Source organism: Solimonas terrae (genome assembly GCF_011067135.1).
In the GTDB taxonomy this organism is placed as follows: Bacteria; Pseudomonadota; Gammaproteobacteria; order Nevskiales; family Nevskiaceae; genus Solimonas; species Solimonas terrae.
Map to the genome: position 1 here is coordinate 438,224 of NZ_JAAMOW010000004.1, position 11,329 is coordinate 449,552.

Below are 11,329 nucleotides of genomic sequence, written 5' to 3' on the forward strand. Positions count from 1 at the left end.
CCGGGCAGGAGCAAACCGAAGGCCGGTTCTGAACCGGCCTTTTTGTTGGCCGCGATTCCGGGCTAGGCTAGACGCGTTCCCTCGACGAGCATCGTCATGAAGCTGCCGCCGCTGCTGTTTGTGCTGGGTTATGCCGGCCTGCTGCCGTTCGCTGCGGGGCCCCTCTGGCTGAGCGTCGCGCCGCAGTCGGCGCCGGTCTGGCTCGATCAGGCCTGGCTGTTGTACGCAGCGCTGATCGCGGCCTTCATGGCCGGCAGCTTCTGGGGGCTGGCGCTGCTCGTGCTCGCGAATCCTGCAGGGCAGCTCGGTCTGCTGATGTCGGCGGCATTGATGCTGCTGGCCTGGGGGGCGGTGCTGCTGCCGTTTTCCCTGTCCCTGCTGGCGCTGACCGTCGTTTTCGTGCTGCTCGCTGCCGCCGAAGTCTGGCGCGAGCGCGTGCTCGATCCGGTCAGCAGTTATTTCCGGCTGCGTATCGCGCTGACACTGGGCGTGCTGATCTGCATCGCCTGGCGATACCAGCTCGGCTGAGGGGCTGCTTCGTACTGGCCAGGTACCGGCTGCGATTGCTATCGTCGGCCGGCGCCGATCGGCGCTTTCCCGGGGGATTCCATGATGATGCGTGGTGGCGCCGCTTGCGGCGCGGTGATGTTGCTGTGCGCGGCTCCTGCGCACGTGGCGCGGGCGCAATCGCCACAGCCGGCGAATGCGGTGCCGTACCAGCGCTACGGCCTGGTCGTCGAAGGTGCCGCCGAATTCGGTGGCGACGAAGTGGCGCGCGTGTACTTCGATGACAACTCGACGCAGAGCGTCCGTGCCGGACAGGGACTCAGTGCGGGTGTCGGCTTCTACATGCGGCCGGAGCAGGACGTCTCGATACGGACGACGATCGGCTTCAAGTACGTGACCACCAAGGCGTCGAACGCCGACATCCACTTGTCGCGGGTCCCGATCAATTTGATCGCCAGCTACCACTTCGACAACGGGGTTCGCCTGGGTGGCGGCGGTATCTGGCAAACCGGCATCAAGTTCCATGGTGGCGGCTTGGGGCCGAATGTCGATTTCGACAACAGCCTCGGCTACACCCTGGAAGTCGGCTGGCGCTGGATCGTCGCCAGCTACACGGGCATGGACTACAAGGACGAGTTCGGTGGCAAGTACAAGGCGGACAGTTACGGCATCCGTCTGATCGGCGAATTTTGAAAGGGGGAACTGAAAAAGGGGCCGACGAGCGGCCCCTTTTTCGTGTGGCGGAGGGTGTCAGAACAGCGCCGCATTGAGTTCCATCAGCGTCGCCGAACCGGCACGCGCCGAGCGGATCTGGAACGCCGTTTCCGGCAGCAGCTTGGCGAAGTAGAAGCGTGCCGTCGACAGCTTGGCCTTGTAAAAGTCGCCTTCGTTGTCGAGTGCGACGCGTGCCATCCGTGCCCACAGATACGAGTAGACCAGATGCCCGACGACGCGCAGGTAGGGCACCGCGGCTGCGCCCATGTCGTCCGGGTTCTTTGCGCCGCTCTGGCCGAGATCGCTGGTCAGCATCGTCACCTTGTTGCCGATGTCCATCAGCGGCTCGATGAATTCCTTCATCTCCGGCTTGTCGGCATTGTCCTTGACGAACGCCTGTACCAGCTTGCCGAACTTGCCGAGCTTCACGCCGCCGTCCAGCAAGACCTTGCGGCCGATCAGATCGAGCGACTGAATGGTGTTGGTGCCTTCATAGATCAGGTTGATGCGCGCATCGCGCACGTACTGCTCGACACCCCATTCCTTGATGAAGCCATGGCCACCGAACACCTGCATCGCGAGGTTGGTGCCCTCGAACGCGTTGTCGGTGATGAAGGCCTTGACGATCGGCGTCAGCAGCGCGACCAGATCGTCGGCGTCTTCGCGAACCTGCGCGTCCGGGTGCTTGTGCGACTGGTCGATCATCAGGCCGACCCAGTAGCACAGCATGCGCGCCGCCTCGTTCCAGGCCTTCTGCGTCAGCAGCATGCGCCGCACGTCCGGGTGGACGATGATGGTGTCGGCCGGCTTGTCCTTGTTCTTGGGGCCGGTCAGCGAGCGCGACTGCAGGCGATCCTTCGCGTACGCCAGCGAGTTCTGGTACGCGACTTCGCCCAGACCCAGCGACTGCATGCCGACACCAAGGCGCGCGCCGTTCATCATGATGAACATGCCGGCCATGCCCTTGTTCGGCTCGCCGACCATCCAGCCCTTCGCGCCGTCGAGGTTGATGACGGCGGTGGCGTTGCCGTGAATGCCCATCTTGTGTTCGATCGAGCCGCATTTCACCGTGTTGCGCTCGCCCGGCTCGCCCTTGGCGTCCGGAATGAACTTCGGCACCACGAACAGCGTGATGCCCTTGGTGCCGGCCGGCGCATCCGGCAGGCGCGCAAGCACGAGATGCACGATGTTGTTCGACAGGTCGTGCTCGCCGGACGAGATGAAGATCTTGGTGCCGGTGATCGAGTACGAGCCGTCGGCGTTCGGTTCGGCCTTGGTGCGCAGAATGCCGAGGTCGGTGCCGGCATGCGGCTCGGTCAGGCACATGGTGCCGGTCCAGTCGCCGGACACCAGCTTCGGCAGATAGGTCTGCTTCAGCTCGTCCGTGCCGCGTGCAACCAGCGCCGCATACGCACCGTGCGAGAGGCCCGGGTACATCGTCCAGGCCTGGTTCGCCGAGTTCAGCATCTCGAACAGCACGTTGTTGACCAGTTCCGGCAGGCCCTGGCCGCCGAAGTCGGGATCGCAGGACAGCGCCGGCCAACCCTGCTCGCAATACTGCGCGTAGGCTTCCTTGAAGCCCTTGGGCGCGGTGACGACGCCGTCGCCGACGTAGGTGCAGCCTTCCGCATCACCGGACTGATTGAGGGGGAAGGTCACGTTGGTCGCGAACTTGCCGGCCTCCTCGACCACGGAGTTGATCGTCTCGGCATCGAGATCGGCGTGCGGCGGCAGCTCTCTGAACGCGTCCTCGACCTTGAGGACTTCGTGCAGGACGAACTGCATGTCGCGCAGCGGCGGGGTGTATTGCGGCATGTGAAAACTCCGGAACTTGAAAAGGGATGCGCGCGCTCCGCGGAGCGCCCTGAAATTGGCTCCATACTGTAGCGTATGTTCATGCCGCGGTGCAGCATCCGGGCGACGAGCGGCGGCCCGCGACCCATGCCGCGGGAATCCTCGCCGCAATCCGGGCGGGCGCCGGTCGACGCGCGGCCTCGGCGGCTTTCAGTCCGGGCATGAAAAAGCCCCCCGCTTGCGCGGGAGGCCGATGCAAGCCGCCCGTCGGGGGTCAGGCGGCCTTTGCTTCTTCCTGCGGGGCCGAACTGCGGATCAGGTAGTCGAAGGCCGACAGCGCGGCTTTCGAGCCTTCGCCCATCGCAATGACGATCTGCTTGTACGGGACGGTCGTGACATCGCCGGCAGCGAACACGCCGGGCACCGAGGTCTGGCCGCGCGCGTCGACTTCGATCTCGCCGCGCGCAGACAGCTTGACCGTATCCTTGAGCCACTCGCTGTTCGGCAGCAGGCCGATCTGCACGAAGATGCCTTCGAGCTCGATCGTCTGCGTCTCGCCGCTCTTGCGATCCTTGTAGATCAGCCCGTCGACCTTCTGGCCGTCGCCGGTCACTTCGGTGGTCTGCGCCGAGGTGATGACCTTCACGTTCGCGAGGCTGTGCAGTTTGCGCTGCAGCACCGCGTCGGCGCGCAGTTGCGCATCGAACTCGATCAGCGTGACATGGCTGACGATGCCGGCCAGATCGATCGCCGCTTCGACACCGGAGTTGCCGCCGCCGATCACCGCGACGCGCTTGCCCTTGAACAGCGGGCCGTCGCAATGCGGGCAGTAGGCGACGCCCTTGTTGCGATACTCGTTCTCGCCGGGCACGTTCATCTGCCGCCAGCGCGCGCCGGTCGAGATGACCACGGAGCGGGCCTTGAGTGCCGCGCCGTTGGCGAACTGCACCTCGATGAATTCCTTGCCGGGAATCAGCTTCTCGGCGCGCTGCAGGTTCATCAGGTCGACGTCATAGCTCTGCACGTGCTGCTGCAGTTCGGCGGCAAGCCGCGGACCTTCGGTTTCCTTGACGGAAATGAAGTTCTCGATCGCCATGGTGTCGAGCACCTGACCGCCGAAACGCTCGGCAGCGACGCCGGTGCGGATGCCCTTGCGCGCGGCATAGATTGCCGCCGCGGCGCCGGCCGGTCCGCCGCCGACGATCAGCATGTCGAAGGGCGCTTTCGCGCTCAGCTTCTCGGCGTCGCGCGCGGCCGCGCCGGTGTCGAGCCTGGCGACGATCTGTTCGAGGTCCATGCGGCCGGAAGCAAACGGTTCGCCGTTGAGAAACACCTGCGGCACCGACAGCACTTGGCGTTGTTCGACTTCGTCCTGGAACAGCGCGCCGTCGATCGCGACGTGCTCGATTGCCGGGTTCAGCACGGCCATCAGATTCAGTGCCTGGACCACGTCCGGGCAGTTCTGGCAACTCAGCGAGAAATAGGTTTCGAAACGATAGGAACCCTGCAGGTTCCTGACCTGTTCGATCACATCGGCCGACGCTTTCGAAGGGTGACCGCCGACCTGCAGCAGCGCCAGCACCAGCGACGTGAATTCGTGACCGAGCGGGATACCGGCAAAGCGCAGGCTGATCGGCTGGCCAGGGGTGGTGACGGCAAACGAGGGCTTGCGCGCGTCCTTGCCGTGTGTCGACAGGGCGATCTTGTCCGACAGCGATTCGATGGTTTGCAGCAACTCGAGCATCTCGTTCGAGCTGGCACTGTCGTCCACGGATGCGACGAGTTCGATCGGCCGCACGAGCTTTTCGAGATAGGCCTGCAACTGGATCTTGAGATTGGCGTCGAGCATTGAATGCTCCTGAGTATTCTGGGGGGTGAAAAATCGCGTCATTCCGACCCGGCCCGGGGGATGCCGGGCCGGAATGCGCGCTACCACTGAAGCGGTACAGCGAAGCGACGGGCGGGCCCGTCGCTCACGATCGCGGATCGGTGCTCAGATCTTGCCGACCAGGTCGAGCGAAGGCGCGATGGTCTTGGCGCCGTCCTTCCACTTGGCGGGGCAGACTTCGCCCGGATGGGCGGCGGTGTACTGCGCGGCCTTGAGCTTGCGCAGCGTTTCCGACACGTCGCGCGCGATCTCGTTGGAGTGGATCTCGAGCGTCTTGATGATGCCGTCCGGGTTGACGATGAAGGTGCCGCGCAGTGCGAGGCCCTCTTCTTCGATATGCACGTCGAACGCGTGCGTCAGCTGGTGCGTCGGATCGCCGACCAGCGGAAACTTGGCTTTGCCGACCGCCGGCGAGGTCTCATGCCAGACCTTGTGCGAGAAGTGCGTGTCGGTGGTGACGATGTAGACCTCGGCGCCCGCCTTCTGGAATTCGGCGTAGTTGTTGGCGGCGTCTTCGACTTCGGTCGGGCAGTTGAACGTGAACGCAGCCGGCATGAAGATCACGACCGACCACTTGCCCTTCAGGCTCTCGTTCGACACCTCGACGAACTTGCCGTTGTGGAAGGCCTGCGTCTTGAACGGCTTGACTTCGGTATTGATCAGCGACATCGGAAAAATCCTCTTGGATCGGTGTGGTGGATCAGGGAGACACATCCTAGGCGCAAGAATTCAATTTGCAAAATTGATTGTTTCCATTTCCGTCATAGGTTATTCATATGAAGTGACCTTGCCGGTCGCGCCGCTGCCACCGGGCTGCGGGCACAAAAAAGGGCCGGCATGCCGGCCCCCCGGAAAGCGCCGAGAACCGTCAGGCGGCCTTGCCGAACGCGCCGCTCTGATAGTCCTGGATCGCCTGTTCGATCTCGTCGCGCGTATTCATCACGAACGGACCGTACTGCACGATCGGCTCGTGCAGTGGACGCGCAGCCAGCAACAGGACGCGCGCGCCGTCGGCGCCCGCGTCGATGCGCACGGTATCGCCGGCATCGAGCGCGCCGGCGGCGCGGTTCGGCAAGGGCCTGCCGGCGATCCTCGCCTCGCCTTCATAGACGTAGACGAACGCGCTGCGCGTGTCGGCCAGCTTCTGCTCGAAGTGGCTGCCGGCCGGCAGCCGCACATCGAAGTAAAGCGGATCGGTGGACAGCTTCGCTGTCTGCGGACTCACCGGACCGTCGATGTGTCGTTCCCCGTCAATCAGCGTGCCGGCGATGACGCGTACCGAAACCCCGCCGGCCAGCGTCACCGTCGGTACATCCTGCGAAGGAATGTCGCGGTACTCCGCAGGTTTCATCTTCTCGGCAGCCGGCAGATTCAGCCACAGCTGAAAGCCCCGCATGCGGCCTTCGCGCTGCTGCGGCATTTCCGAGTGGATGATGCCGCGCGCCGCGGTCATCCATTGCACGCTCCCCGGACCGAGATCGCCGGTGTTGCCGAGATGATCCTGGTGCTGCATGTGACCATCGAGCATGTAGGTGACGGTCTCGAAGCCGCGATGCGGATGGGCCGGAAAACCGGCGAGGTAGTCGTTCGGATCGTCGGAGTAGAACTCGTCGAGCATCAGGAACGGATCGAGATACAGCCCGCGCTGGCTGCCGATGCTGCGCCGCAGTTTGACGCCGGCGCCGTCGGAAGTCGCGACGGACGGAATGACGTGACGCAGGGTACGCAGGGTATTCATGATGCGGCTCCTTCGGTGGCGGCCGCGGATGTGAAGTCCGCGGCCATTTGCTTCAACGATGCAATTTCATGCTGTGCGGCGCAGCTGGTCGAGGCTGAACCGGCCGGCGCCGTGGCCAACCAGGAACAGGAAGCCGCCGGCGATCGCCAGGTTTTTCATGAACATGATCTGGTTGACGTGGTCCGCGGCGCCGTGAAACAGCACGGCGGTGATGATGCTGAAGCCGGCCAGCAGCAGGGCCACCGGACGGGTGAACAGGCCCAGCACGATGGCAATGCCACCGCCGAGTTCGAGTGCAATCACCAGCGGCAACAGGCCGCCGGGTACGCCCATCGCCGCCATGTACTGCTGCGTGCCGGCATAGGCGCTGATCTTGCCCCAGCCGGCGATCACGAACAGCACAGCGATCAGGATGCGGCCGAGCAGGTCGCTGTAGGGTTTGACACTGTCGAAAATCTTGTCCATTGCAGTACTCCGGAAATGACGATCCAGTGCTTGGAAATCAGGCGGCCAGGCGAACGATTTCGGCGGAAGCCGCTTCGAGCGAGCTGCGCTTCTGATCTTCGCTGACGTTGAGGCCCTCGGCATAGACGAACTCGATGTCGCGCAGGCCGATGAAATTGAGGAAGGCCTTCACGAACGGTGTCTGCGAGTCGGCTGGCGTGTCCTTGTAGAAGCCGCCGCGCGCCGCGAACACGTAGACCTTGCGGTCGGCGATCAGGCCTTCCGGGCCATTCGCGGTGTAGCGGAAGCTGATGCCGTTGCGGGCGAGATGGTCGAAATAGGCTTTCAGCGTCGACGGGACGCCGAAGTTGTAGAGCGGCAGGCCGAGCACGACGACATCGGCGGCCTTCAACTCGTCGATCAGTTCCTCGCTGGCGCTGGAATGCGCCTGCTGTTCGGCCGTGCGCTGGGCAGCCGGCGTGAAGAACGCCTGCACGCGCTCGGCGGACAAATGCGGCAGCGGTTCGGTGGCGAGGTCGCGGACGACGACACGCCCGTCCGGATTCGCTTTCTGCCAGCCGGCAACGAACTCGTTGGCGAGCTTGGTTGAATTGCCGTGGTCGGAGAACACGCTGGTCTTGATCTGGAGCAAGGTTTTCATGGCTGCTTCCTTTGGCCTGAGCGGCCCGGTTGAATGACGTGCGGCCATTAGACGATTGCGGAATTCGATAAAAAAGCAGAATTTATCGACCATAACCATCGAATGAATCGATATGAGTCAGCCCCGTATCAGTCTTGAACAGTGGCGCGCCCTGACCGCGGTGGTCGAAGCCGGTGGCTATGCGCAGGCCGCCGGGGTTCTCAACAAGACGCAGTCGACGATCACTTATGCCGTGCAGAAAATCGAGAATCTGCTCGGCCTCAAGATTTTCGAGATCCAGGGGCGCAAGGCGCAGCTGACGCGCGAAGGCGAAACCCTGTATCGCCGCGCGCAGACCCTGCTGTCGGAAGCCGCGGCGCTGGAGCGAGGTGCCGCCGGACTGGCGGCCGGCTGGGAAGCGGAAATAAAGCTCGCCGCCGAGATCGTGTTCCCGACCTGGCTGTTGCTGAAGTGCTTCGAACGTTTTGCCGAGGAGCGGCCGGACATTCGCGTGCAGCTGTTCGAAACGGTGCTCGGCGGCACCGACGAGGCGCTGATCGAGCGCAAGGTCGACTTCGCGATTGCCGGGCACGTCCCGGGCGGCTTCGTCGGCGAGCCGCTGATGCGGGTCCGTTTCGCCGCGGTCGCGCACCCGGACCATCCGCTGCACAAGATGGGCCGCGAACTCACGCATCGCGATCTGCGGCCGTACCGGCAGCTGGTGATTCGCGACTCGGCGCACAACCGCATTCGCGAGTCCGGGTCCTGGCTGGGTGCCGAGCAGCGCTGGACGGTCTCGCACAAGGCGACATCGATCGCCGCGGCGAAGATGGGCCTCGGCTTTGCGTGGTTTGCCGAGGATACGATTCGCGCCGAACTGGAAAGCGGCCAGCTCAAGCGTTTGCCGCTGCGCGAAGGCGGCGAGCGCTACATCGAGTTGTATCTGGTGTTCGCCGATCGCGACTATCCCGGCCGAGGTGCCTGGCGGCTCGCCGAGATCATTCGCGAACAGGTCAGGGACATGTGCGCCCTGGTTGAAAAGATCGAGCGCGGCGAAATCCCGGCGCCCGGGGAATGTCCGGGGCCGGCCTGAGCGAATTCGAGCGCGGATCAGCGTCGCGCGGGACGCTCGCTCACGGGTATCAGTTGAACCTGCGTTCGGCTACCGGTGGCGGCGTGTACTGATACAGCCAGGTTTCCGACAAGGGCTTGCCGGCGAGGCGCAGATACAGCCGCAGATCGATCGGTTCGCTGCTGGCGTCCGGCACCAGATCGAACATCGCGCGCCAGCCCTTGATCGCATCGAGCGGACGCGCCGAGACGATCTCGATCCGGCCGCGCGAGGCACTCAGTACCGCCTCGACCTTGGCATCGCGCGACAGCTCGGCGAGCGGGCCACCGGCGAAGTCGATCGCGAAACGGCGCGAGAAGTATTGCCGAGGCTGGCCGATGATGCCGCCGAGGCCGGTGCGCGTCGCCTGCGTGGTCGCCAGCGGCGGCTTGTACGGATTGGCGGCGCCCCAGCTCAGGCGGTACGAATACAGATATTCCTTGCCCGGCGCGATTGCCTGTCCGGGATGCCAGAACGCAACGATGTTGTCCGCGGTCTCGTCCTGCGTCGGAATTTCGACCAGCATCACCTCGCCGTCGCCCCAGCTGCCTTTCGGTTCGACCCAGACCGATGGTCGCTTGTCGTAGAACACGCCGTCGTCCTGATAGTGATCGAAATTGCGGTCGCGCTGCATCAGGCCGAAACCGCGCGGATCGTGATCGACGAACGAGTTGACGCGCACGCCCGGCGGATTGACCAGCGGGCGCCAGATCCATTCGCCGCTGCCGGTCCAGAGCTGCAGGCCGTCCGTGTCGTGAATCTCCGGGCGCCAGTCGTTGGCGACGCGATGATCGTTTTCGCCGAACTGGAACATGCTGGTCAGCGGTGCAATGCCGACGCGATCGATGGCCTTGCGCGGATACAGCGCCGAATCGATCTCCATCACGAACGTGTCGCCCGGCGTCATGATGAAGCGGTAGGCGCCGCTCACGCTTTCCGAGTCGAGCAGGCCGTAGACCGTGACGGTGTTCGAGCCTTTGGCCGGTCGCTCCAGATAGTAGGCGACGAAGATCGGGAACTCTTCCGGTCGATTCATGCCGCAGTCGACGGCGAGTCCGCGTGCCGACTGACCATACTGCTTGTCGCCACCGACGGCGCGGAAGTAGGAGGCGCCCTGAAACGCGGCGACATCGCGCACGAAATCGTCGCGGTAGTTGAGACGGAAGCCGGCAAAGCCCAGATCCTTGGGCAGCGAGCCGGACTTAACGCCGCTCTTGCCATAGTCGAACATCGCGCTGTCGTAGGCGATTTCGGTGGCCTGGCCGTTGACCACTTCGTAGAGATGGACCGGCGTGCGGATCGTGAATCCGAGATGGAAGAAACGGGCCTGGAAGTTCAGGTCCTGATCCTTCCACAGGGAGTGCTCGTCCTTGAAGCGGATCGACTGCCACTGATCCCAGTCGAGCGCGGCGATCGGTTTCGGCAGGACGTTCGACGGTTTCTGCCAGGCCTGAGCGGCCAGCGCGCGCGCCTGGCCCTTGAGGGTCGCGAAGTCGAAAGCCTGCGGTTGGCCCAGCGGTTTGACCTCGGCTGCCTGCGCCACGGACGACAGGAAACCGGCGGCGCCCGGCATGCCGGCGGCAGCGAGTGCGGCAGCGGACTTGAGAAGATCGCGTCTGTTCATGGCTACTCTCGACTGATACGCGGCAAGTGACCGGCATCATAGCGACGTGTCGCTGACCGCGAGCCGCGCCAACGGCGGCGTTCCGCCGCTGGCCGGCGCGGGTGTGCGGCCTCGTGGCAGAAGAATTGCTTCGCTGAAAGCGTATCCGACGAACGGAGGCGCAAGATGCAGGCACCGGACTTCGCACAACTGGGCGTCAGCACGCTCACCCGGCAGGACCTCGTGTTTCTGTTCGAGCACTTCCCCGTGCCGGGCATCGACGCGGTACAGGCGGCGCAGCGCGTGATCGAACAGCCCTCGACGCTCGATTCGATCCTCGAGGCCGACTACGTCTTCGACGCCTTGCGCGATCGGCAGACGCAATGGCTGGAGGTGTCGCCGCAGCTGTTCTTCAACATCATGCTGCGGCACTGTCTTCCGGCGCGCCGCAACGCGCAGGAGCGTCAGGCCATTCACTACCTTGCGCATCTGCTCGGCCTGTTCACGAGTGCCGACCGCTTGTATCGCGTGACGCAAAACGATGAGGACGCCTACCAGTATCTCGTCGATCTGGTTGCGGCTGCCTCGCAGGCCGGGCCCGATCGCGGCTTTCTGGTCCACTCCCACATCGGCAACTATGCGATGTTCACGGCCGGCATCCGTGCAGAATGGGTCGAGCATCGGCATCGCTACAAGCGTCGGCCGGTAACCGTCGAGTACTACTGCAAGATGGGTCGCTCGTACTACTTCAGCGCGTCCCGCCATCCGCTGGCCGCCGAGTTCGGTGTGCAGCCGGTGTTCCGCGAACTGGCTGAGCGCTTCGGTTATTACCGGGACGGTCTGGCGAAGATGGCGGGCGATTACCTGCCGCACTGAGTGTGTTACGGCGG

General features: G+C 64.1%; 11 protein-coding genes. 4 read left to right on the forward strand and 7 right to left on the reverse strand.

Features of this window, described 5'->3' with window-relative positions; all coding sequences use genetic code 11:
* The first annotated feature begins 96 nt into the window (after window positions 1-96).
* Both G7Y85_RS10205 and G7Y85_RS10210 read left to right on the forward strand, forming a co-directional pair.
* Window positions 97-528 carry a DUF3429 domain-containing protein gene (locus G7Y85_RS10205; protein WP_166255868.1) on the forward strand — a complete coding sequence of 144 codons (432 nt, stop codon included), beginning with the start codon at window positions 97-99 and terminating at the stop codon, window positions 526-528.
* Window positions 529-609: 81 nt separating this feature from the next.
* Window positions 610-1,200 (forward strand): hypothetical protein, encoded by a 591-nt coding sequence (locus G7Y85_RS10210; protein ID WP_166255871.1) that lies wholly within the window; start codon window positions 610-612, stop codon window positions 1,198-1,200.
* Window positions 1,201-1,257: 57 nt separating this feature from the next.
* On the opposite strand, the gene G7Y85_RS10215 is transcribed toward G7Y85_RS10210, so the two are convergent.
* From G7Y85_RS10215 to G7Y85_RS10240, 6 genes are all read right to left on the reverse strand, one after another.
* Window positions 1,258-3,036 carry an acyl-CoA dehydrogenase C-terminal domain-containing protein gene (locus G7Y85_RS10215; protein ID WP_166255874.1) on the reverse strand — a complete coding sequence of 593 codons (1,779 nt, stop codon included), beginning with the start codon at window positions 3,034-3,036 and terminating at the stop codon, window positions 1,258-1,260.
* Window positions 3,037-3,289: 253 nt separating this feature from the next.
* Entirely contained in the window at window positions 3,290-4,864 is a 1,575-nt protein-coding gene (gene ahpF / locus G7Y85_RS10220; RefSeq protein WP_166255876.1) for an alkyl hydroperoxide reductase subunit F, read from the reverse strand.
* A 144-nt stretch (window positions 4,865-5,008) separates the two neighbouring features.
* Window positions 5,009-5,572 carry an alkyl hydroperoxide reductase subunit C gene (gene ahpC / locus G7Y85_RS10225; protein ID WP_166255879.1) on the reverse strand — a complete coding sequence of 188 codons (564 nt, stop codon included), beginning with the start codon at window positions 5,570-5,572 and terminating at the stop codon, window positions 5,009-5,011.
* A gap of 199 nt (window positions 5,573-5,771) precedes the next feature.
* On the reverse strand, window positions 5,772-6,641 hold the full coding sequence (locus G7Y85_RS10230) for a pirin family protein (protein ID WP_166255882.1): 870 nt from the start codon (window positions 6,639-6,641) through the stop codon (window positions 5,772-5,774).
* 66 nt (window positions 6,642-6,707) lie between these two features.
* Window positions 6,708-7,106 (reverse strand): DoxX family protein, encoded by a 399-nt coding sequence (locus tag G7Y85_RS10235; protein ID WP_166255885.1) that lies wholly within the window; start codon window positions 7,104-7,106, stop codon window positions 6,708-6,710.
* A gap of 37 nt (window positions 7,107-7,143) precedes the next feature.
* Window positions 7,144-7,746, reverse strand: a complete 603-nt coding sequence (locus tag G7Y85_RS10240) for an FMN-dependent NADH-azoreductase (protein ID WP_166255888.1) — start codon at window positions 7,744-7,746, stop codon at window positions 7,144-7,146.
* Window positions 7,747-7,858: 112 nt separating this feature from the next.
* On the opposite strand from G7Y85_RS10240, the gene G7Y85_RS10245 reads away from it, so the two are divergent.
* Window positions 7,859-8,818 (forward strand): LysR family transcriptional regulator, encoded by a 960-nt coding sequence (locus G7Y85_RS10245; protein WP_166255891.1) that lies wholly within the window; start codon window positions 7,859-7,861, stop codon window positions 8,816-8,818.
* Window positions 8,819-8,867: 49 nt separating this feature from the next.
* Here the strand turns inward: G7Y85_RS10245 and G7Y85_RS10250 are convergent, their stop codons facing one another.
* Window positions 8,868-10,460, reverse strand: a complete 1,593-nt coding sequence (locus G7Y85_RS10250; protein ID WP_166255894.1) for an OpgD/OpgG family glucan biosynthesis protein — start codon at window positions 10,458-10,460, stop codon at window positions 8,868-8,870.
* Window positions 10,461-10,625: 165 nt separating this feature from the next.
* Here G7Y85_RS10250 and G7Y85_RS10255 point away from each other — a divergent pair, with 165 nt between their 5' ends.
* Window positions 10,626-11,315, forward strand: a complete 690-nt coding sequence (locus tag G7Y85_RS10255; RefSeq protein ID WP_166255897.1) for a hypothetical protein — start codon at window positions 10,626-10,628, stop codon at window positions 11,313-11,315.
* The last annotated feature ends 14 nt before the right edge of the window (window positions 11,316-11,329 follow it).

Excerpts from the sequence above, each read along its gene's own strand:
- G7Y85_RS10255 (WP_166255897.1), top strand. The coding sequence starts at position 10,626 with ATGCAGGCACCGGACTTCGCACAACTGGGCGTCAGCACGCTCACCCGG.
- G7Y85_RS10230 (WP_166255882.1), bottom strand. The coding sequence starts at position 6,641 with ATGAATACCCTGCGTACCCTGCGTCACGTCATTCCGTCCGTCGCGACT.
- G7Y85_RS10210 (WP_166255871.1), top strand. The coding sequence starts at position 610 with ATGATGATGCGTGGTGGCGCCGCTTGCGGCGCGGTGATGTTGCTGTGC.
- G7Y85_RS10245 (WP_166255891.1), top strand. The coding sequence starts at position 7,859 with ATGAGTCAGCCCCGTATCAGTCTTGAACAGTGGCGCGCCCTGACCGCG.
- G7Y85_RS10250 (WP_166255894.1), bottom strand. The coding sequence starts at position 10,460 with ATGAACAGACGCGATCTTCTCAAGTCCGCTGCCGCACTCGCTGCCGCC.
- G7Y85_RS10240 (WP_166255888.1), bottom strand. The coding sequence starts at position 7,746 with ATGAAAACCTTGCTCCAGATCAAGACCAGCGTGTTCTCCGACCACGGC.
- G7Y85_RS10205 (WP_166255868.1), top strand. The coding sequence starts at position 97 with ATGAAGCTGCCGCCGCTGCTGTTTGTGCTGGGTTATGCCGGCCTGCTG.
- G7Y85_RS10215 (WP_166255874.1), bottom strand. The coding sequence starts at position 3,036 with ATGCCGCAATACACCCCGCCGCTGCGCGACATGCAGTTCGTCCTGCAC.
- ahpC (WP_166255879.1), bottom strand. The coding sequence starts at position 5,572 with ATGTCGCTGATCAATACCGAAGTCAAGCCGTTCAAGACGCAGGCCTTC.
- ahpF (WP_166255876.1), bottom strand. The coding sequence starts at position 4,864 with ATGCTCGACGCCAATCTCAAGATCCAGTTGCAGGCCTATCTCGAAAAG.
- G7Y85_RS10235 (WP_166255885.1), bottom strand. The coding sequence starts at position 7,106 with ATGGACAAGATTTTCGACAGTGTCAAACCCTACAGCGACCTGCTCGGC.